At 73.1% G+C, this 19,037-nt stretch carries 21 protein-coding genes; 13 read left to right on the forward strand and 8 right to left on the reverse strand.

Annotation, left to right across the window (positions count from 1 at the left end; translation table 11 throughout):
• The first annotated feature begins 89 nt into the window (after positions 1–89).
• From afsQ1 to ABEB00_RS19425, 5 genes are all read left to right on the forward strand, one after another.
• Positions 90–767 (forward strand): two-component system response regulator AfsQ1, encoded by a 678-nt coding sequence (gene afsQ1 / locus ABEB00_RS19405; protein ID WP_345621117.1) that lies wholly within the window; start codon positions 90–92, stop codon positions 765–767.
• On the forward strand, positions 764–2,326 hold the full coding sequence (locus ABEB00_RS19410; protein WP_345621118.1) for an ATP-binding protein: 1,563 nt from the start codon (positions 764–766) through the stop codon (positions 2,324–2,326). Before afsQ1 ends, ABEB00_RS19410 begins: the two co-directional genes overlap by 4 nt.
• A complete protein-coding gene (locus tag ABEB00_RS19415; protein WP_345621119.1) occupies positions 2,326–2,928 on the forward strand; it encodes a hypothetical protein in 603 nt (200 codons plus the stop codon). Before ABEB00_RS19410 ends, ABEB00_RS19415 begins: the two co-directional genes overlap by 1 nt.
• A gap of 90 nt (positions 2,929–3,018) precedes the next feature.
• Positions 3,019–3,576, forward strand: a complete 558-nt coding sequence (locus ABEB00_RS19420; RefSeq protein WP_345621179.1) for a VanZ family protein — start codon at positions 3,019–3,021, stop codon at positions 3,574–3,576.
• A 93-nt stretch (positions 3,577–3,669) separates the two neighbouring features.
• Positions 3,670–3,873 carry a PspC domain-containing protein gene (locus tag ABEB00_RS19425; RefSeq protein ID WP_345621120.1) on the forward strand — a complete coding sequence of 68 codons (204 nt, stop codon included), beginning with the start codon at positions 3,670–3,672 and terminating at the stop codon, positions 3,871–3,873.
• A gap of 102 nt (positions 3,874–3,975) precedes the next feature.
• On the opposite strand, the gene ABEB00_RS19430 is transcribed toward ABEB00_RS19425, so the two are convergent.
• Together ABEB00_RS19430 and ABEB00_RS19435 are read right to left on the reverse strand one after the other, a co-directional pair.
• Positions 3,976–4,332, reverse strand: coding sequence for an ATP-binding protein (locus ABEB00_RS19430; protein ID WP_345621121.1), 357 nt, complete (start codon positions 4,330–4,332; stop codon positions 3,976–3,978).
• 177 nt (positions 4,333–4,509) lie between these two features.
• Entirely contained in the window at positions 4,510–5,637 is a 1,128-nt protein-coding gene (locus tag ABEB00_RS19435; protein ID WP_345621122.1) for an adenosine deaminase, read from the reverse strand.
• Between the two features lie 162 nt (positions 5,638–5,799).
• Here ABEB00_RS19435 and ABEB00_RS19440 point away from each other — a divergent pair, with 162 nt between their 5' ends.
• Positions 5,800–6,558: a dienelactone hydrolase family protein gene (locus ABEB00_RS19440; RefSeq protein WP_345621123.1), complete on the forward strand. Its 759-nt coding sequence runs from the start codon at positions 5,800–5,802 to the stop codon at positions 6,556–6,558.
• Between the two features lie 31 nt (positions 6,559–6,589).
• On the opposite strand, the gene ABEB00_RS19445 is transcribed toward ABEB00_RS19440, so the two are convergent.
• The gene (locus tag ABEB00_RS19445; protein WP_345621124.1) at positions 6,590–7,552 is read right to left on the reverse strand and encodes a LysR family transcriptional regulator; all 963 of its coding nucleotides are present in this window, start codon (positions 7,550–7,552) and stop codon (positions 6,590–6,592) included.
• Positions 7,553–7,614: 62 nt separating this feature from the next.
• On the opposite strand from ABEB00_RS19445, the gene ABEB00_RS19450 reads away from it, so the two are divergent.
• Both ABEB00_RS19450 and ABEB00_RS19455 read left to right on the forward strand, forming a co-directional pair.
• On the forward strand, positions 7,615–8,961 hold the full coding sequence (locus ABEB00_RS19450) for an MFS transporter (RefSeq protein WP_345621125.1): 1,347 nt from the start codon (positions 7,615–7,617) through the stop codon (positions 8,959–8,961).
• Positions 8,962–9,151: 190 nt separating this feature from the next.
• Positions 9,152–10,165, forward strand: a complete 1,014-nt coding sequence (locus ABEB00_RS19455; protein ID WP_345621126.1) for a sigma-70 family RNA polymerase sigma factor — start codon at positions 9,152–9,154, stop codon at positions 10,163–10,165.
• Here the strand turns inward: ABEB00_RS19455 and ABEB00_RS19460 are convergent.
• A complete protein-coding gene (locus ABEB00_RS19460; protein ID WP_345621128.1) occupies positions 10,049–10,435 on the reverse strand; it encodes an STAS domain-containing protein in 387 nt (128 codons plus the stop codon). The two genes, ABEB00_RS19455 and ABEB00_RS19460, sit on opposite strands and share 117 nt — an antisense overlap.
• A gap of 81 nt (positions 10,436–10,516) precedes the next feature.
• Positions 10,517–10,945, reverse strand: coding sequence for a VOC family protein (locus ABEB00_RS19465; RefSeq protein ID WP_345621130.1), 429 nt, complete (start codon positions 10,943–10,945; stop codon positions 10,517–10,519).
• A 34-nt stretch (positions 10,946–10,979) separates the two neighbouring features.
• On the opposite strand from ABEB00_RS19465, the gene ABEB00_RS19470 reads away from it, so the two are divergent.
• Positions 10,980–11,186 (forward strand): hypothetical protein, encoded by a 207-nt coding sequence (locus ABEB00_RS19470; RefSeq protein ID WP_425586527.1) that lies wholly within the window; start codon positions 10,980–10,982, stop codon positions 11,184–11,186.
• A gap of 541 nt (positions 11,187–11,727) precedes the next feature.
• Here the strand turns inward: ABEB00_RS19470 and ABEB00_RS19475 are convergent.
• Together ABEB00_RS19475 and ABEB00_RS19480 are read right to left on the reverse strand one after the other, a co-directional pair.
• The gene (locus tag ABEB00_RS19475) at positions 11,728–12,576 is read right to left on the reverse strand and encodes a right-handed parallel beta-helix repeat-containing protein (protein ID WP_345621131.1); all 849 of its coding nucleotides are present in this window, start codon (positions 12,574–12,576) and stop codon (positions 11,728–11,730) included.
• 132 nt (positions 12,577–12,708) lie between these two features.
• Positions 12,709–13,335, reverse strand: a complete 627-nt coding sequence (locus tag ABEB00_RS19480; RefSeq protein WP_345621132.1) for a hypothetical protein — start codon at positions 13,333–13,335, stop codon at positions 12,709–12,711.
• A gap of 331 nt (positions 13,336–13,666) precedes the next feature.
• On the opposite strand from ABEB00_RS19480, the gene ABEB00_RS19485 reads away from it, so the two are divergent.
• The 4 genes from ABEB00_RS19485 (at position 13,667) to ABEB00_RS19500 (ending at position 17,617) form a co-directional block, all read left to right on the forward strand.
• On the forward strand, positions 13,667–14,422 hold the full coding sequence (locus ABEB00_RS19485) for a (5-formylfuran-3-yl)methyl phosphate synthase (RefSeq protein ID WP_345621133.1): 756 nt from the start codon (positions 13,667–13,669) through the stop codon (positions 14,420–14,422).
• A gap of 80 nt (positions 14,423–14,502) precedes the next feature.
• On the forward strand, positions 14,503–15,612 hold the full coding sequence (locus ABEB00_RS19490; RefSeq protein ID WP_345621180.1) for an NAD(P)-dependent alcohol dehydrogenase: 1,110 nt from the start codon (positions 14,503–14,505) through the stop codon (positions 15,610–15,612).
• 29 nt (positions 15,613–15,641) lie between these two features.
• Positions 15,642–16,550 (forward strand): class I SAM-dependent methyltransferase, encoded by a 909-nt coding sequence (locus tag ABEB00_RS19495; protein ID WP_345621134.1) that lies wholly within the window; start codon positions 15,642–15,644, stop codon positions 16,548–16,550.
• Positions 16,551–16,693: 143 nt separating this feature from the next.
• Positions 16,694–17,617: an AEC family transporter gene (locus ABEB00_RS19500; RefSeq protein WP_345621135.1), complete on the forward strand. Its 924-nt coding sequence runs from the start codon at positions 16,694–16,696 to the stop codon at positions 17,615–17,617.
• 142 nt (positions 17,618–17,759) lie between these two features.
• On the opposite strand, the gene ABEB00_RS19505 is transcribed toward ABEB00_RS19500, so the two are convergent.
• On the reverse strand, positions 17,760–19,037 hold the full coding sequence (locus ABEB00_RS19505) for a thymidine phosphorylase (protein WP_345621181.1): 1,278 nt from the start codon (positions 19,035–19,037) through the stop codon (positions 17,760–17,762).

Here is a 19,037-nt window from a genome sequence, read left to right on the forward strand (position 1 = left end):
CAGTTCCTTCACAGGGCCCGTCGGCGGGGAACGCCCTCAACCCGGCCCGCGGGTCGAACCGCACGCCCTCCATGGGCCAGAATGAGCCCGTGCCTTCCCTGTTGCTGATCGAGGACGACGACGCCATCCGTACGGCCCTGGAGCTCTCTCTGACGCGCCAGGGCCACCGAGTGGCGACCGCTGCCAGCGGTGAGGACGGTCTGAAGCTGCTGCGCGAGCAGCGGCCGGATCTGATCGTGCTGGACGTGATGCTGCCCGGCATCGACGGTTTCGAGGTGTGCCGGCGCATCCGGCGCACCGACCAGCTTCCGATCATCCTGCTGACCGCCCGGAGCGACGACATCGACGTGGTCGTCGGCCTGGAGTCGGGCGCCGACGACTATGTCGTCAAACCCGTGCAGGGGCGGGTGCTGGACGCCCGGATCCGGGCCGTGCTGCGGCGCGGGGAGCGGGAGTCCACCGACTCGGCGACCTTCGGCGGCCTGATCATCGACCGGTCGGCGATGACCGTCACCAAGAACGGCGAGGACCTCCAGCTCACCCCGACCGAGCTGCGCCTGCTGCTCGAACTGAGCCGGCGCCCGGGGCAGGCGCTGTCCCGGCAGCAGTTGCTGCGGCTGGTGTGGGAGCACGACTACCTCGGTGACTCGCGGCTGGTGGACGCCTGCGTGCAGCGGCTGCGCGCCAAGATCGAGGACGTGCCGTCCTCGCCCACCCTGATCCGTACCGTGCGCGGCGTGGGCTACCGGCTGGACCCGCCTCAGTGACGCGCAAGGGGGTCTGGTCGCGGCTGCGCCTCACCAGCCTGCGGCTCCGCCTGGTCGTCGTCTTCGGCCTGGTGGCGCTCACCGCCGCCGTCTCCGCGTCCGGCATCGCGTACTGGCTGAACCGCGAGGCGGTGCTCACCCGCGCCCAGGACGCCGTGCTGCGCGACTTCGAGCAGGAGATGCAGAACCGGGCGGGTTCGCTGTCCGCGGCGCCCACGCAGGACGAGTTGCAGTACACCGCGGGCCAGATGGCCGACAGCGGCCAGCGCTTCGCCGTGCTGCTGGTGGCCCGGGACGCGGACGGCCGGACCGTGTACGGCAGTTCCGGCGGCCTCGGCGGCTTCTCGCTGTCGGACGTGCCCGCCTCCCTGCGTACGGCGGTGAACCGCAGGCAGCAGGTGACGGCCGCCAACAGTCACGCCTACCACCTGTACTGGCAGCGGATGGTGGAGGACGACACCCCGTACCTGGTGGCCGGCGCCCGGGTCACGGGCGGCGGTCCGACCGGTTACCTGCTCAAGTCGCTGGAGCCGGAGGCGAAGGACCTCAACTCGCTGGCCTGGTCGCTGGGGATCGCGACCGGACTGGCGCTGATCGGCTCCGCGCTGCTCGCGCAGGCGCTGGCGACCACCGTGCTCAAGCCGGTGCACCGGCTCGGAGTGGCCGCCCGCCGGCTCGGCGAGGGCAAGCTGGACACCCGGCTGAGGGTCTCCGGCACCGACGAACTGGCCGATCTCTCGCGGACGTTCAACAGCGCGGCCGAGGCACTGGAGAAACGCGTGGCGGACATGGCCGCGCGGGAGTCCTCCTCACGGCGTTTCGTGGCCGACATGAGCCACGAGCTGCGGACCCCGCTGACGGCGATCACGGCCGTCACCGAGGTGCTGGAGGACGAACTGGAGTTCGAGGGCGGTGGTTTCGACCCGATGATCGAGCCCGCCGTCCGGCTGGTGGTCAGCGAGACCCGGCGGCTGAACGACCTGGTCGAGAACCTGATGGAGGTCACCCGCTTCGACGCGGGCACCGCCCGGCTGGTCCTCGACGACGTGGACCTCGCCGACCAGATCACCGCCTGCATCGACGCGCGGGCGTGGCTGGACGCCGTCGAGCTGGACGCCGAGCGCGGTATCCACGCCCAGGTGGACCCGCGCCGCCTGGACGTGATCCTGGCCAACCTGATCGGCAACGCGCTCAAGCACGGCGGGTCGCCGGTACGGGTGTCGGTGACGGCGGTGAACGAGGAGAACCCGGAGGTGGTCATCGCGGTGCGCGACCACGGGCCCGGCATCCCCGAGGACGTCCTGCCGCACGTCTTCGACCGCTTCTACAAGGCGAGCGCTTCCCGGCCACGCTCCGAGGGCAGCGGCCTCGGCCTGTCCATCGCCCTGGCCAACGCGCACATCCACGGCGGTGAGATCACCGCGGCCAACTCCCCCGACGGCGGCGCGGTGTTCACCCTGCGGCTGCCGCAGGACGATCCCGCGCTGACCGAGCCGGGCCCCGAGGACCCGGACGCCGAGGGCTCCGACAACGGCAAGGACGCGAAGGGACAGTCCTGATGACCGTACGCCGCCTGCTGGCACTCCCCGTGCTGGCCGTGCTGCTCACCGGGTGCGGTATCCGGGCCACGGAGGTGCCGACGGAGTTCGGGCCCGCGCCCTCGCGGGTGCGCTGCTCGCCCGCCGAGCCGGACGCGTCGCCACCGCCCGCGCCGGGCATCGCCGTACAGGCGTTCCTGCTGTGCGGCTCCTCCCTGGCGGCGGTGGACCGGACGGTGCGGGTGCCGGACGGCACCGCGGACGCGGCGCGGCGGATACTGGTGGCCCAGGGCCTGCTGGACCAGCTCGCCGCGGGGCCGTCGGCCGCGGAGCGGGAGGCCGGGTACACCACGGACGTACGGGCCGGCGCGTCGGTCGTGGGGCCGCGCCCCGGCGACCCCGAGGACACCCTGCGGCTGAGCACCGCGCCGGGCGACCTCACCTCGTACGCCCTGGCCCAGATCGTGTGCACCTTCTCCGACTCGGCGGCGGCCGAGGGCGACGGCTCGGTGGTCCTGGGCGGACCGGGCGAGCGGGCGCCGCGCCGGTACGCCTGCACGGACGAGGTCCGGGCCCGCCCGGGGAGCAACGAACCGCCGTCGAGCACGGTCGCCGGGGGCTGACCGGCCGGGCCGCCGGGCGTGTGGCGCAGGACTCACCCGCCGGCCATGGAACCCGGAACCACGCGCGCGGAACGCCGCGTCTTCGGGGGCGTGCAGCGTCTAGGCTCCATCGGCGGCAGCGCCGCGTTCCGCATCCGGGCGACGGGGGGTGTCCTCCTGGTCGCCCACCTCGTGTTCGTCGCCTGGCTCACGCTGCGTCCGCTGGACGTGCCCTGGGTGATGCCGGCCAATCTGCGCCCCTTCGAGGGCATCCGCGGTGACGTGGTCCTGGGCTGGCCGGAGGCGGTCCGGTGCATCGGCGGGGGGCTGGCGCTGCTGGCCCCGCTGGGCGTGCTGCTGCCGATGGCGAACGGCCGCACCGTCGTCTCCCCGCTCGCCTCGCTGCTGCGCACCGTGACCGCGGGCGCGCTGCTGTCGCTGGGCATCGAACTGCTCCAGACCGGGGTGCCCGGCCAGCGGGCGGACGTCGACTCGCTGCTGCTGAACACCGCGGGCGTGGCCCTGGCGCACCTCGCCGTGGTCCCCGCCGGGCGGGCCCGGCTCCGCCGCAGATCCCAGCGGTGGCAGCGCGCCGACCTCCCCCAGCAGGAGCAGGAGCCGTCTCAGGGGCGTACCCCGACGATTCCCAGGGTCGGGATCGCCCCGTAGAGCGACGCTTCGTCCCCTTCGCCTTCCGTAGCTTTGAAGTCAGCGGAGGGGGTCACTCGGTCTCCTCCGGCCGACGCTCATGAAGGAGTCGCGATGTCCCGCCTCGCCCGCCCCACCGACGGCCGCGTGATCGGCGGAGTGTGTGCCGCGCTGGCACGGCGCTTCGGCACCTCCGCGACCACGATGCGCGTGATCTTCCTCGTCTCGTGCCTGCTGCCCGGCCCGCAGTTCCTGCTCTACCTGGCGCTGTGGGTCCTCTTCCCCTCGGAGGGGAAGGCCACCCGGACGGCCTGGTAGCCACGGCCGGCACGGACGACCGGCCGGCACGGACGAGGGGCGCACCCAAAGCAACCGGGTGCGCCCCTTCGGCGCGTCGAGGCGGGCGCGGAGTGACGTGACTCAGGCGACCGGGACGCCGTTCAGCGGCAGGCCGCCCTGCACCGGCAGTCCGCCGAGCAGTCCGCCGAGCGGCCCGGTGGGGCCGTTGGCGAGCTGCTCGGCCACGAGCTGCTCGACGACCGGCTGGGCGGCGGTCAGGCCGGTGCCGGCGGCACGCTGGCCCTGCCCCAGTACGTGGGCGGCGCCGCCCGGCAGTGCCTGGGTGACGGTCTCGGTGGGGAGCGTCCTGGTGAGGCCGCCCAGGGTCTGGGCGGCGTCCGGGACACCCGGAGCCGCGGTGGCCGCACCCGCGCCGGCGGCGGCGAAGGCGGCACCGAGAGCGGCGACACCGAGGGTCTTGGCAGCAGACTGCTTCATGAAATGCTTCCTCGAAACGGGGAGTCGGGGATGTGAGCGGTCCTCGACCGTAAACACACGGCGTCGTCCGCCGCAAACATCGAAATGCGAACGAATGGCGAACGATCGCCGGCGAATACGGCTACGGATTCCCCCGCACTCCACCATCCCGTCCGCATCACCCCTGGTGGAGGCGGTCTACTGGAACAGCCATTCGGACTTCAGCCCGGCATATCCGGGCTTGATCACGTCGTTGATCATGGCTAGTCGTTCATCGAAAGGAATGAACGCTGATTTCATCGCATTGACGGAGAACCACTGCATGTCGTCGAGCGTATAACCGAACGCGTCGACCAGGTGCTCGAATTCCCGGCTCATACTGGTGTGGGACATCAGACGATTGTCGGTATTGACGGTCGCCCGGAAATTCAGCTTCCGCAGCAGCCCGATCGGATGGTCCGCGTACGAGGATGCCGCGCCGGTCTGGAGGTTGGAGCTGGGGCACAGCTCCAGCGGGATCCGCTTGTCGCGCACGTACGAGGCGAGCCGCCCGAGCCGCGCCGAGCCGTCCGCGCGCACCTCGATGTCGTCGATGATCCGCACCCCGTGCCCGAGCCGGTCGGCGCCGCACCACTGCAGCGCCTGCCAGATCGACGGCAGCCCGAACGCCTCACCGGCGTGGATGGTGAAGTGGTTGTTGGCCCGCTTCAGGTACTCGAAGGCGTCGAGGTGCCGGGTGGGCGGGTGGCCGGCCTCGGCGCCGGCGATGTCGAAACCGACGACGCCCAGGTCCCGGTGACGGTCGGCGAGTTCGGCGATCTCCAGGGAGCGGGCGGCGTGCCGCATGGCGGTCAGCAGGGCGCCGACGCGGATGCGGTGCCCGTTCTCCCGCGCGCGCCGCTCCCCTTCCCGGAACCCCGCGTCGACGGCCTCGACCACCTCTTCGAGGCTGAGCCCGCCCGCCAGGTGCTGCTCGGGGGCGTAGCGCACCTCGGCGTAGACGACCCCGTCCGCGGCGAGGTCCTCGGCGCACTCGGCGGCCACCCGGAACAGCGCGTCGCGGGTCTGCAGCACCGCGACGGTGTGCGAGAAGGTCTCCAGGTACCGCTCCAGCGAACCGGAGTCGGCGGCCCGGCCGAACCAGGCGCCGAGCTTGCCGGGGTCGGTCTCCGGAAGCCGCGGATAGCCGCACGCGTCGGCGAGTTCGACGATCGTGCCGGGGCGCAGGCCGCCGTCGAGGTGGTCGTGGAGCAGCACCTTGGGCGCCCGGCGGATCTGGTCCGGCGCGGGGGAGTTCGCGGGGGTCCCGCTGGTCTGGCTCGTCATCTGCGCACTCTAGCTGCTACGCGCGTAGATCACCCGGTTTCGCCACCGGTCGCCGGGCCGCCGGCTCCGGCCGCGCACCTACGTGGTGCACGAACCGGTCGATACGCAACGGTGACCGCACGGACGGATCGCGTACACCCGCACTTCTGAGACTGTTCTGCCATGGCACAGCAAGCGACACCGGTGCGCAGGGCCCGGCTGGGACGAGCGCTCGGTCCGGAGCCGACGGCGGTGAGCGGGGTGGCGCTGCTGCTCCCCGGCGGTGACGAGATCTCCGGACGCAGACCCTCCCCGCTCCTGGCGACCGCCTCCGTCCGCGCGTGGGGACGGCGCCTGGCGCGGGCCGGCCGCGACGAGGGCCTGGCCACCCACGTCGTGCACTACCGCTACCGGGGCTGGAACGGCAGCGAGGCCCGGCTCGCGCGGGACGCCGAGTGGGCCGCCGACGAGGCGCTGCGGCGCTACGGCGACGTCCCGGTCTGCCTGGCCGGCGTGGACATGGGCGGCCGGGCGGCGCTGCGGGCGGCCGGCCACGAGGCCGTCAACTCGGTGCTGGCGATCGCCCCGTGGCTGCCGGCCGACGATCTGGCCGCGCCGCCCGAACCGGTACGGCAGCTCGCCGGGCGGCGGGTGCTGATCGTGCACGGCACGAACGACGGACGCAGCGATCCGGAGCTGTCGTTCCGGCTGGCGGCGCGGGCGAAGAAGGCGAACCGGGACGTGTGCCGGTTCGAGGTGCACTCCGACGGGCACGGGCTGCACCACTACCGCGAGGAAGTCGCGGCGCTGGTGCAGGACTTCGTACTGGGCGCGCTGTTCGGTCAGGCGTTCGCCCGTCCGCTGGAGGACGCGCTGGCGGCTCCGCCGCCGCTGGGGCTGCGGATGCCGTTGGCCGTCGGCTTCGGGAAGACGTTGCGGTAGGACCGCCGGACGGGTACCGGTCGGACAGGCCCTAGGGCAGCAGGTTGCCCCTCCTCGACAGCAGGAACTTCTTGAAGGCGGCCACCGGCGGTGTGTCCGCGCGGCCCGCGAGCCAGGCGACGCCGATCTCGCGGGCCGCGCGCGGCGCCGTGACCGCCAGTTCGACGACCCCGGGGCGCGGGACGGTGGGCGGCGGGAGGAGGGCGACGCCGAGCCCGGCCGCGACCAGTCCCCGCAGGGTCTCCGCCTCCTCGCCCTCGAAGGCGACCTTGGGCCGGAAGCCGGCCTCCTTGCACAGGTCGTCGGTGATGCGGCGCAGCCCGTAGCCCGGTTCCAGGGTCACGAAGTTCTCGTCGGCGGCCTCGGCGAGCTTGATCCGGCGGCGGGCGGCGAGCCGGTGGTCGGCGGGGACGACCAGCCGCAGTTTCTGCTCGTCCAGGCGGCGGGCGGCCAGGTCGGGCGCGTCCGGCACCGGGGAGGTGAGGCAGAGGTCGAGTTCGCCCGCGCGCAGGCGTTCCAGCATGGCCTCGCCGTAGTTCTGCACCAGGCTGAAGCGGACCCGGGGGTGGTCGGCGCGGAAGGCGTGCAGCAGGCCGGGTACGGTCTCGGCGCCCATGGTGTGCAGGAACCCGAAGGCGACCTTGCCGGTGGCGCGGTCGGCGTCGGCGCGGACCTCGTCGGCGGCTCGCTCGATCTCGGCGAGGGCGCGTTCGACGGAGGCGAGGAAGGTGCGTCCGGCGGGGGTCAGGGAGAGCGTGCGGCCGCGCCGGGCGAACAGGTCGACGCCCAGGTCCTGTTCGAGGCGGACCAGGGCGCGCGAGAGGGTCGACTGGGGGACGTTCATCTCCTGCGCGGCGCGGGTGACGTGCTCGGTGCGGGCGACGCCGGCGAAGTGCGCGAGGCGTGGCGCGAGCAGCGCGACGATGTCTTCTGTGTCACTGCCTCTGTCACTGTCGCGTGACCGCCACGGCTCTGAGCTTCGCTGATGCGCCATGGGAACGATTATGGACGTTCCATGCATTGGACGGATGAGTGACGGCTCCGTACGTTCGCGTCATGACTCCCGCCGATACCGGGGCGTCCACCACCGTGGGCGCCGCTGCATCCGTCTCCGCTGCATCCGTCTCCGCTCCCGCCGCTCCCACCGGTCCCACCGCCTCCTCCGGTCCGTCCGCCGCCGCCTCTGCGGCCGGCCCGCGGATGACCCCGGGCGGCCCCGGCTACCGCCGGATGAGCCTGGCCCTCTTCCTCGCGGGTGTGGCGACCTTCGCCCTGCTCTACTCCACCCAGGCGCTGCTGCCGCTGATCTCCGGCGACCTGGGCGTCACGGCCGGCGACGCGAGCTGGACGGTGGCCGCCGCGACCGGCGGCCTGGCGGTGTTCGTCCTGCCGATGAGCGCCCTGTCGGAACGGTTCGGACGGCGTACGGTCATGACGGCGTCGCTCGCGGTCGCGGTGACCGTCGGGCTGCTGGTGCCTTTCGCGCCCTCGCTCACCGCGCTGGTGGCGCTGCGGGCGGTGCAGGGCGCCGCGCTGGCGGGCCTGCCGGCCTCGGCGACGGCCTACCTAGCCGAGGAGGTCAGCCCGAAGGCGCTGGTCACGGCGATCGGCCTGTTCGTGGCGGGCAACAGCGTCGGCGGGATGAGCGGCCGGGTCATCACCGGCTGGATCGCCCAGGAGTGGGGCTGGCGGCCGGCCGTCGGCGTGATCGGCGTGGTCGCGGTGGCCTGTGCGGTGGCGTTCCGGCTGCTGCTGCCGAAGCCGCGGCACTTCACGCCGGGCTCACTGCGCCCGCGGGCGCTGGCCGGCACCGTCCGCGACCACCTGGCGAACCCGCTGCTGCGCCGCCTGTACGCGATCGGCGCGCTGTTCATGACGGTGTTCGGCGGCGTCTACACGGTGATCGGCTACCGCCTGACCGAGGCCCCGTTCTCGCTGCCGCAGGGCGTCGTCGGCTCGATCTTCCTGGTCTACCTGGTCGGCACGGTGTCGGCGTCGACGGCGGGCCGGCTCCAGGGCCGGCTGGGGCGGCGCGGGGCGCTGTACCTCGCCGGCGGTCTCACCGCGGCCGGTCTGCTGCTGTCCCTCGCCAACTCCCTGCCGCTGATCCTGCTCGGCCTGGTCCTCATCACGGGCGGTTTCTTCGCGGGGCACGCGGTGGCCTCCTCGGCGGTCAGCAGGACCGCGACTAAGGGCCGCGCGCAGGCGTCCGCCCTGTACCAGTCCGCTTACTACATCGGCTCCAGCGTCGGCAGCACGGTCGGCGCGGTCGCCTTCCACGCCGGAGGCTGGGGCGGGACGGTGTGGGTCGGGCTGCTGGCGATGGCGGGGGTCGTGTCGATCACGCTGCTCGGCACCCGCGCGGCGCGCCGGCAGGCCGCGGCGGTCGCCGTCGCGGCCTGAGCCGCCTTGAGCCGCCTTGCCGCCTTGAGCCGCCTTGAGCCGCCCCACCTCCCCCCGACGGGTCGCGCGCCCCTCCCCCTCACCTGCGGATTTTCCCACTGACCGGGCCAGTGTCAGTGGGCTGCGGTAGCTTCCGAAGTGTGGGGCGCGAAGACGCGCACCGCGTGACGGCCACAGGGGTGGGTGGACGATGACCGACGGCACGGCGACCGCGGAGCTGGACTCCGCGCTGGAGAGGCACCGGGTCGAGCTGACCGGGTACTGCTACCGGATGCTCGGCTCCTCCTTCGAGGCCGAGGACGCGGTGCAGGACACGCTGGTGCGGGCCTGGCGGAACCACGAGAAGTTCGAGGGCCGCTCCAGCCTCCGCTCCTGGCTCTACCGCATCGCGACCAACGTGTGCCTGGACATGCTGGCCGCGGGCAACAAGCGGGCCCGTCCCATGGACCTGTCGGAGTCGACGCCGCTGGCCCAGGCGGCCCTGGCGCCCCGGCCGGACAACACCTGGCTGGAGCCGATGCCGGACGCCCGCGCGCTGCCCACGACCGACGACCCGGCGGAGGCGGCGGTCGCCAAGGAGTCGGTGCGGCTCGCCTTCATGGCCGCCCTCCAGCAGCTCCCGCCCAAGCAGCGGGCGGTGCTCATCCTGCGCGAGGTACTGGCCTGGCGGGCGAGCGAGGTCGCCGAGCTGCTCGACACCTCGGTGGCGAGCGTGAACAGCGCCCTCCAGCGGGCCCGCGCGACCCTCGCGGAGCGGGCCGGGCAGGAGCCCGCGGGGGCGGTGTCGGACCCGCTCGACGAGGAGCAGCGGAAACTCCTGGAGCGGTACGTGGCCGCCTTCGAGGGGTACGACATGACGGCCCTGACCGCCCTGCTGCACGAGGACGCGGTCATGACGATGCCGCCGTTCGACCTGTGGCTGGCCGGCCCGGCGGACATCACGGGGTTCATGACGACGATCGGCGCCTCCTGCGCCGGTTCCCGGCTGCTGCCGGTCCAGGCCAACGGCCTGCCGGGCTTCGCGCACTACAAGCCCGACCCCGAGCAGGGCGGCTTCACGCCCTGGGCGGTCCAGGTGCTGGAGCTCTCAGACGGCCGCATCACCGGGTTCCACTGCTTCCTCGACACCGCCCGGTGGTTCCCGCTGTTCGGGCTGCCGCTCCGTCTCGAAGCGGAGACCGACCAGATCGAGGAAGGACAGTAGGCCCGGCGTGGGGTCGCGCAGCCGGATCCGGCCCCCGCACCGCCGCGCGGTGAGCTGGAGCCGCGCCAGCAGCTCCACCGCGGCGAGGCCCGGCGGCCCCAGCCCCCCGACGTCACAGACGACCACCCCGGCCCGGGTGGCCTCCAGCAGCGCGCGCACCTCGTCACAGAACCGGGGCACGGCCTCCTTCGAGACGGGCCCCGGCAGCACGAGCACGGCGTGTGTCACGGCATCCACGACCGGTAGACCGCCCCATCCTCCGGAACTCATCGGTCCCACCCGGGGCCGCGGCGACCTGCACAGACCCTTCACGGGCTGTCACTGCCCGCCCCGCCCGCTCGGGGCAGGTGCTCAGTCGAGGCAGAACTCGTTGCCCTCGATGTCCCGCATCACGATGCACGCGTCGTTGCCGTCGTACAGCAGTCGCTCGCGTACCGCGCCGAGCGGGAGCAGCCGGGCGCACTCCGCTTCGAGCGCGGCGAGGCGCTTCTCGCCCACGAGCCCGGTGCCGACCCGCACGTCGAGGTGGACCCGGTTCTTGACGACCTTGCCTTCGGGGACGCGTTGGAAGAACAGTCGCGGGCCCACCCCCGAGGGATCGCCGCAGGCGAACCATGAGCCCTGCTCCTCAGCGGGCCGGGAGCGGTCGAAGTCGTCCCAGGTGGCGAACCCCGCCGGTGGCGGCGATACGGCATATCCCAGCACCTCGCACCAGAATCGAGCCAGGCGCTCGGGTGCCGCGCAGTCGAAGGTGACTTGGACCTGCCTGATCGGTGACATCGGCGCACGATAACAGCGGGTCCGGGAGGACGGTATGGAGTCGTCGGAACTACGTCGCGCGGTCGAGGCGGCCCGGGCGACCACTCCGGAGCTGGGCCTTCGAGCCGACGAGGTGGTCGTCGTCCATCACTCGGACCGCGTCGGGCTGCGCCGGATCGACCTGGACGCAGCGCACTTCACCGACCGGGTCGCCGCGGCGCTGCGGGGGGAGAGCACTGTGCCGGGGCGGGCCGGAGCCTGATTCACCGGTGCCGCGCCCCGAACTGGGCGATGTTCTCGGCCTGGCGCCGGCGCGACCAGATGCCTGACCGGGACCGGTGGAGAGCGGAGGGGCTGAACCGCGTTCGTGCGCACTCGACCGTTCGAAGACGGCAACGAGGCTCCGGCGTCCGTGAGTTGCGGCCTCGGACGCCTCGGTCGACGGCGCCGGAGCCTTGTGCCGCGGACACCGGCCGGTCAGCCGGTCGGTGTCCGCGGTGGTCGGGGGGAAGGGCGGCCTCGGTATCGGCCCACTCACACCAGGCCCGCCAGCAGGGCTCCGAGCTGAGGCGCGATGCCGGCCACCGCGCCGAGAACGATACCGACCACGCTGTCGACCAAACCGCCGATGATGGGCAGGCCCATGACCACTCCTTCGTTGCATACCGGAAATACGGATTAGGGCGATAATACGGACACCCATACCTTTTCCATGCTTACATACGGCTTTGTCGATGCTCGTGGTCACGCCAATAGCCGTATGGGCCCCGGGAGCTGCCGTTCTGACGGCCCGACAGGAGGCGTCAGCCGACGCAGCCGGGGACGGCGGGGGAACTGCCGGTGCAGTTGGTGGGGGTGTTGCCGCCGGTGGGGGACGTGGTGATCGTCATGGTGCCGTTCTGGCGGTAGATCCCCCCGGCGTTGAGGAGAGCCTTGTTGGCGCTGACGGGGGTGCTGGTCAGCGTGGTCGCCGTGGAGTCGACGGCCGCGATGCCGCCGCCCTGGGAGCCGTTGTTGGCGCCGTTGACGAAACTGCTGGTGGTCGTCAGCGTGCCGCGCAGACCGTTGTAGATGCCGCCGCCCCGGCCGCCGGCGGTGTTGCCGGAGACGGTGCTGCCCGTGAGGGTCGCCGTCGCTCCCGTGGTGGGGGCGGCGATGTCCCGGTTGGCGAGTCCGCCGCCCTTGCCCAGGGCGGTGTTGCCGGTGAGCGCGCCGGCGGTGAGGGTCACGGCGCCGTAATTGAGGATGCCGCCGCCGTCCGTGGTGGTCCTGCCGTTGCTGAGGGTGACGTTGCCCTTGAGGGTGAGGTTGCCGCCGCCGGCGACCTTGGCGATGCGGAAGAGGGGGGCGAGCAGCGTCGTCGAGCGGGTGATGATGTTGTTGTCGCCGGTCAGTGTGATGGCGGTGGTGATGACCGGGAGGCCGTTGGGACCGTCGCCGTCGCTGCTGTGGGGTGCGGTGAGGGTGTACGTGCAGCCCGACGCGAGGACGACGTCGCCCCCGCCGGCGGCGTTCGCGGAGTTGACGGCGGCGATGAGCGCGGTCTCGGTGCAGGCCACGGCCGCGTGGGCGGAGGCCGGGAGCAGCACGGTGGTGGCGGCGGCCAGGGTGACTGCCCCGGCTACGACCGGGATGGTGCGGATACGTCGCATGACGTCCCTCTCAGAATGGCGTACTGCCTGTTCCTGCTGGGTGACCGCTCCCGCTCCGGTCCCCGCTTTCGCGGCGGCCGGAGCGGGGGCGGGAGCGGAGGACCGAAGCCGGGTCCTCGCGGGGTGATCCGCTCAGCAGGGGAGGGTGGTGTTGCCCGCCGCGCCGGTGACGCCGGCGACGCCGGGTGCGGTGGACGTGGCGTTGGTGCCGTTGCCGCCGGGCTTGCCCGCGCAGACCGCGCTGGCCGCGCCGCCGGCTCCGCCGGCCCCGCCCGCGTGACCGCCGCCGGCCGTGGAGGTGCCGCCCTTGCCGCCCGGGCCGCCGTTGATGCCGGTACCGGCGTTGCCGGCACCGCCCACGCCGCCCTTGCCGCCCTTGCCGCCGAGCGAGGCGGCGCCACCGGAGCCGCCGAGGCCGCCGTTGCCGTTGCCGCCTCCGGCGCCGCCGTTGCCGCCGGCCCCGCCGATGCTCGCCATGCCGGTGGCGTTGCCGCCGACACCGCCGTTGCCGCCGTTGCCGTTGGCACCCGCGGCGCCGCCGACGCCGCCGAGGCCACCGACACCGCCGCTGGTTCCGGTGCCGCCCGCGCCGTTGGCGCCGGGCAGGCCGAGGAGACCGAGGCTGCTGTGGGTCCGGGCGTTGCCCGCTTCGCTCTGGGCGGGCGCGGAGGCGAGAGCCGGGGTGGCGGCGAGGCCGAGAACGGCGACCGCGGAGATCAGGAGGGTCCGGTGGAGGGTGTTGGCGCGCGTGATGCGCATGAGGTGCCTTTCGGTGTGCACAGTGAAGGAAGTTTCCTCAACTGATGCTTCATCAGCCTACATTTATATAAGATGCTTCACATTCTGAATAATGATCCAATGTCCTAAAATAGGAGGATCAAGGGAACTTCGGCCGGAAACTCCCTGTCAGCGGCGGCGCGTGCGGCGCACTGCGGGGGCGTGAACCTGTCGTCACCGTGACCCGGTCGGTGGCGTGCGCGCTCTGCCGAGGGGCGTGGGGCGCGGAAATGATGTGCGGACCGCACGTGATCCCGAGGATTCCGGATGCCCTGCCGCCCGGCGGGCGGGCACCCGGTGGAAGGAACGCACGTTGTTGCTTCTCATCTCGCCCGACAGTGTCGAGGAGGCCCTCGACTGCGCGAAGGCGGCTGAGCACCTCGACATCGTCGATGTCAAGAAGCCCGACGAAGGCTCGCTCGGCGCGAACTTCCCCTGGGTCATCAGGGAGATCCGCGACGCGATCCCCGCGGACAAGCCGCTCTCCGCCACCGTGGGGGACGTACCGTACAAGCCCGGCACGGTGGCGCAGGCGGCGCTCGGCGCGGCCGTCTCCGGAGCCACCTACGTCAAGGTCGGCCTCTACGGATGCACGACGCCCGAGCAGGCCGTCGAGGTCATGCGCGGGGTGGTCCGGGCGGTGAAGGACCACCGGCCGGACGCGTTCGTCGTCGCCTCGGGGTACGCCGACGCCCACCGGGTCGGGTGCGTCAACCCGCTCGCGCTGCCCGACATCGCCCGCCGCTCCGGCTCCGACGCGGCGATGCTCGACACCGCGGTCAAGGACGGGACGCGGCTGTTCGACCACGTACCGCCCGACCTCTGCGCGGAGTTCGTCCGGCTGGCCCACGGGGCCGGTCTGCTCGCCGCCCTGGCGGGCAGCGTCAAGGCGGGGGACCTCGGCGTGCTCACCCGTATCGGCACGGACATCGTGGGGGTGCGCGGGGCCGTCTGCGAGGGCGGCGACCGCACCGCCGGACGGATCCGCCCGCACCTGGTGGCCGCCTTCCGGGCCGAGTTGGACCGGCACGCCCGGGAGCACGCGGCCACCGTCGCCGCCGCGAGCTGAGCGCCGGACCGCCGGCTCGGTCGCCCACCGTCGCCGGCGTCGGGGAGAGCCGTACCGCCACCGGACGAGAGGGCGTGACAGTGAGGTTCGACGCGGCGGTACTGCGCTCGTACGAGGAGCGGTTCGCCGTCGAGGAGGTGATCCTCGACGGGGGCCCGGCCGCCGGCGAGATCCTGGTCAGGATCGCGGGGTGCGGGATGTGCCGGACCGATCTCGCGGTACGGCGTTCGGCGGGCCGCTCCCCGCTGCCGGCGGTGCTCGGCCACGAGGGGGCCGGGGTGGTGGTGGAGACGGGCGGCCCGGACACCGGCCTGAGCGTCGGTGACCACGTCGTGCTGAGCTACGACTCCTGCGGCCGCTGCCGGAGCTGCCTGGCCGCGGCCCCCGCCTACTGTGACTCCTTCGCCTCGCTCAACCTCTTCGGCGGGCGCGCGCAGGGGGCGGCGCGGTTCACCGACGCGGCCGGGGGCGCGCTGGCCCCGCGCTGGTTCGGCCAGTCCGCGTTCGCCGAGTACGCGGTGGTCCCGGCCCGCAACGCCGTCCGGGTCGACCCCTCGCTCCCCGTGGAACTGCTCGGACCGCTCGGCTGCGGCTTCCTGACCGGCGCCGGGGCGGTCCTGCACTCCTTCGGCGCCGGCCCCGGGGACACCGTCGTGGTCCTCGGCGCGGGCGCGGTGGGGCTGGCCGCGGTGATGGCGGCCGGCGCCGCCGGGGCGGTGACCGTGGCCGTCGACCGGCACCCCGCACGGCTGGCCCTCGCCGAACGCTTCCACGCGGTCCCCCTGTACGCCGGCCCGGCCGGGCTGCCCGACCGCATCAGGCGGCTGACGGACGGCGGGGCGCGGTACGCGCTGGACACCACGGGCTCCGCCGCACTCATCAACGACGCGCTGCGGGCCCTGCGCCCGACCGGCCTGCTCGGCCTGGTGGCACGGCTGCACACCGCGCTGCCGATCGAACCGGGGGCGCTGGACCGGGGCCGGCGGATCTCCCACCTCTGCGAAGGGGACGCCGTGCCGGGGCTGCTGATCCCCCGGCTGCTCGCGCTGTGGCGGGCCGGGCTGTTCCCCTTCGACCGACTCATCCGTACGTACCCGCTCGCCTGTGTCAACGAGGCCGAACAGGACTGCGACGCGGGCCGCGTGGTCAAACCGGTCCTCATTCCCGAACCTACGGGCGGCAGGCGATGACGCCGCCCTTCATCATCGAGGGAGCACACATGGTCTACGCGGCACACCAGAACGCCGGTGTGGACGGGGTGGAAGGAGGCGTGGGCCTGACCGCTCTCCTGGTCGCCGCCGCACGGGCGATCGAGACCTACCGCCCCGACAGCCTGGCGCGGGACGTCTACGCGGAACACTTCGTACGCGCCGCACCCGCCTCCGCGACCTGGCCGGTCCGCATCCAGCAGGTGCCGGACGGGGACGCGAACCCGCTGTGGGGCAGGTTCGCGCGGTACTTCGGGCTGCGGACGCGGGTCCTCGACGACTTCCTCCTCCGGTCGGCGCACGCGGGCGGCGCCCGCCAGGTGGTGCTGCTCGGGGCGGGGCTGGACGCGCGGGCCTTCCGGCTCGACTGGCCACCGGACTGCGTGATCTACGAGATCGACCGGGAGGGTGTGCTGGCGTTCAAACACCAGGTGCTCGACGGGCTGCCGGACGTCCCGAAGGCGAGGCGGGTACCGCTCCCGTGCGATCTGCGCGGCGACTGGGCCGGAGCGCTGACCGGGGCCGGCTTCGACCCGGCCGCGCCGACCGTCTGGCTGGCCGAGGGGCTGCTGTTCTATCTGCCGACCGCCACCGAGACGCGTCTCCTCGACACGGTCGACCGGTTGAGCGCGGCGGGGAGCGCGCTGGGGTACGAGGTCAAGCTGGAGAAGGACCTGCTGGCCTACCGTGACAGCCCGCTCTACACCTCGACCAGGCGCCAGCTCGGCATCGACCTGCTCCGCCTGTTCGACAGCGACCCGAGGCCGGACTCCGCGGGCGCGCTGGCCGGCCGGGGCTGGTCCACCTCGGTCCACACCCCCTTCGAGTTCAGCCGCCGGCACGGACGGGGGCCGCTGCCCGAGCCGAACGACGCGCTGGCGGGCAACCGGTGGGTGTTCGCGGACCGGCCCCGGCCGTAACGCCGCGGCGGCGCGGACGCTGTTGTGGGCGCCGTCACCCTGCCTTGACCTGCGCGGGCTTCGCAGCAGAGGGTTTGGTGTATGCCCCACGCATCCCCTCCCGTCGCGCTGCCCGCTGCCCGCCGCCCCGCCCGGGGGGTGCCGTGCAGGGGGTGCTGACCGGCTTCGCCGTGATCGCGGTCGTGATCGGCGTCGGTTACCTGCTCGGGCGGGGCGGCCACCTCGGCCCGCAGGGGCGTGAGGTGCTGACGAAGCTCGCCTTCCACGTGGCCTCGCCGGCACTGCTGTTCACCACGCTCGCGCGGGCCGACCTGTCGGTGGTCTTCTCCAGCAGGCTCCTGGTCACCGCGCTCAGCACGTTCGCGGTGGCCGGTGTCTTCGTCGCCGTCGGCGCCGCCCGGCGCTGGGGCGTGGGCCGCACCACGATCGGCGCCCTGTGCTCCGGTTACGTCAACTCCGGCAACCTCGGCATCCCGATCGCCGTGTACGTACTGGGCGACGCCTCGCTGGTGGCGCCGGTACTGCTGTTCCAGCTCGTCTTCCTCGCGCCGGTCGGACTGACCGTCCTGGACCTGAGCGGCGGCGCCGGACGCACGGGCCCGCTGTGGCGGAAGCTGCTGACCCCGCTGCGGAACCCGATAGCCGTCGGCTCGCTCGCCGGCGTCGCGGTGGCCGCGTCCGGGCTGCGGGTCCCCGCCCCGGTCCTGGACCCGCTGACGCTCATCGGCAACATGTCCGTACCGGCGGTCCTGATGGCCTTCGGCATCTCCCTGTGCGGCAGCGCGATGCCGTTCCGGGGCCCGGACCGCGCCCCGGTGCTGCTGGCGGTGGTCCTGAAGTCGGTGGGCCAGCCGGCCGTCGCCTGGGTGCTGGCGGCCGGGGTCTTCGGCCTGCGCGGCGCGCACCTGCTGGACGTGGTGGTGACCTCGGCCCTGCCGACCGCGCAGAACATGTACACCTACGCCGGCCAGTACCGCGTGGGCGAACGCCTGGCCCGCGACGTGGTCCTGGTGTCGACGGTGGCGGCGGTACCGGTGCTGGTGGGGGTGGCGGCGGTACTGGGGTGAGGTTCCGTCAGTCGATCGGGGCGAGATCCGGGAGGGGACGGCGGCGGCGCCACGGTGACGATTACTTCGATGATCTCCCAGCAGGCCGAACGGGACCGGCGCAGGTCCACCGGTCCCGTTCATCCTTACCTGAAACCCCTGGTCAGGCGATGCGTTCCAGCACCACCGGCGGGGCGGTGAAGTGCGTGCCCGGCGCGGCGATGTCGTAGGCGTCGCGTACCGCGTCCAGGGCGTACTCGAAGCGGTCGGGCGTGTCGGTGTGGAGGGTCAGGAGGGGCTGGCCGGCGGTGACCCCGTCGCCGGGCTTGGCGTGGAGTTCGATGCCCGCGGCCGCCTGGACCGGGTCCTCCTTGCGGGCCCGGCCCGCGCCCAGGCGCCAGGCGGCGACGCCGATGTCGTAGGCGTCCAGCCGGGTCAGCACACCCGACGAGGGCGCCTTGACCACGTGCTGTTCCTTCGAGGTGGGCAGGGCGGCGTCCGGGTCGCCGCCCTGGGCCCTGATCATGCGGCGCCAGACGTCCATCGCGGAGCCGTCGGCGAGGGCCTTCGCCGGGTCGGCGTCCTTGAGGCCGGCCGCGTCGAGCATCTCGCGGGCCAGGGCGAGGGTCAGTTCGACCACGTCGGACGGGCCGCCGCCGGCCAGGACCCGCACGGACTCGCGGATCTCCAGGGCGTTGCCCGCGGTCAGGCCGAGCGGAGTGGCCATGTCGGTGAGGAGCGCGACCGTCGTCACACCCTGGTCGGTGCCGAGGCCGACCATCGTGGAGGCCAGTTCGCGGGCGTCCTCCATCGTCTTCATGAAGGCGCCGGAGCCGACCTTGACGTCCAGGACCAGCGACCCGGTGCCCTCGGCGATCTTCTTGGACATGATCGAGGAGGCGATGAGCGGGATCGCCTCCACCGTGCCCGTCACGTCGCGCAGGGCGTAGAGCTTCTTGTCGGCGGGGGCGAGGCCGTCGCCGGCCGCGCAGATCACCGCGCCGGTGCTGTCCAGCACGTCCAGCATCTCCTCGTTGGAGAGCAGGGCGCGCCAGCCGGGGATGGACTCCAGCTTGTCCAGGGTGCCGCCGGTGTGGCCGAGGCCGCGGCCGGAGAGCTGCGGGACGGCCGCGCCGCACGCGGCGACCAGCGGCGCGAGCGGCAGGGTGATCTTGTCGCCGACGCCGCCGGTGGAGTGCTTGTCGGCGGTCGGGCGGGAGAGGGCGGAGAAGTCCATCCGCTCCCCCGAGGCGATCATCGCGGCCGTCCAGCGGGCGATCTCGCGGCGGTCCATGCCGTTGAGCAGGATGGCCATCGCGAGCGCGGACATCTGCTCGTCGGCCACCTCCCCGCGGGTGTACGCGTCGATGACCCAGTCGATCTGCTCGTCGCTGAGTGGTCCGCGGTCCCGCTTGGTGCGGATGACGGAGATGACGTCCAT

The organism is Streptomyces ziwulingensis (assembly GCF_039542605.1).
GTDB classification, from domain to species: domain Bacteria; phylum Actinomycetota; class Actinomycetes; order Streptomycetales; family Streptomycetaceae; genus Streptomyces; species Streptomyces ziwulingensis.

What these genes read in the sequence shown, in the direction of transcription:
- ABEB00_RS19415 (WP_345621119.1), top strand. Translation starts at nt 2,326, where the DNA reads ATGACCGTACGCCGCCTGCTGGCACTCCCCGTGCTGGCCGTGCTGCTC.
- ABEB00_RS19425 (WP_345621120.1), top strand. Translation starts at nt 3,670, where the DNA reads ATGTCCCGCCTCGCCCGCCCCACCGACGGCCGCGTGATCGGCGGAGTG.
- ABEB00_RS19430 (WP_345621121.1), bottom strand. Translation starts at nt 4,332, where the DNA reads ATGAAGCAGTCTGCTGCCAAGACCCTCGGTGTCGCCGCTCTCGGTGCC.
- ABEB00_RS19435 (WP_345621122.1), bottom strand. Translation starts at nt 5,637, where the DNA reads ATGACGAGCCAGACCAGCGGGACCCCCGCGAACTCCCCCGCGCCGGAC.
- ABEB00_RS19440 (WP_345621123.1), top strand. Translation starts at nt 5,800, where the DNA reads ATGGCACAGCAAGCGACACCGGTGCGCAGGGCCCGGCTGGGACGAGCG.
- ABEB00_RS19445 (WP_345621124.1), bottom strand. Translation starts at nt 7,552, where the DNA reads ATGGCGCATCAGCGAAGCTCAGAGCCGTGGCGGTCACGCGACAGTGAC.
- ABEB00_RS19450 (WP_345621125.1), top strand. Translation starts at nt 7,615, where the DNA reads ATGACTCCCGCCGATACCGGGGCGTCCACCACCGTGGGCGCCGCTGCA.
- ABEB00_RS19455 (WP_345621126.1), top strand. Translation starts at nt 9,152, where the DNA reads ATGACCGACGGCACGGCGACCGCGGAGCTGGACTCCGCGCTGGAGAGG.
- ABEB00_RS19460 (WP_345621128.1), bottom strand. Translation starts at nt 10,435, where the DNA reads ATGAGTTCCGGAGGATGGGGCGGTCTACCGGTCGTGGATGCCGTGACA.
- ABEB00_RS19465 (WP_345621130.1), bottom strand. Translation starts at nt 10,945, where the DNA reads ATGTCACCGATCAGGCAGGTCCAAGTCACCTTCGACTGCGCGGCACCC.
- ABEB00_RS19470 (WP_425586527.1), top strand. Translation starts at nt 10,980, where the DNA reads ATGGAGTCGTCGGAACTACGTCGCGCGGTCGAGGCGGCCCGGGCGACC.
- ABEB00_RS19475 (WP_345621131.1), bottom strand. Translation starts at nt 12,576, where the DNA reads ATGCGACGTATCCGCACCATCCCGGTCGTAGCCGGGGCAGTCACCCTG.
- ABEB00_RS19480 (WP_345621132.1), bottom strand. Translation starts at nt 13,335, where the DNA reads ATGCGCATCACGCGCGCCAACACCCTCCACCGGACCCTCCTGATCTCC.
- ABEB00_RS19495 (WP_345621134.1), top strand. Translation starts at nt 15,642, where the DNA reads ATGGTCTACGCGGCACACCAGAACGCCGGTGTGGACGGGGTGGAAGGA.
- ABEB00_RS19505 (WP_345621181.1), bottom strand. Translation starts at nt 19,037, where the DNA reads ATGGACGTCATCTCCGTCATCCGCACCAAGCGGGACCGCGGACCACTC.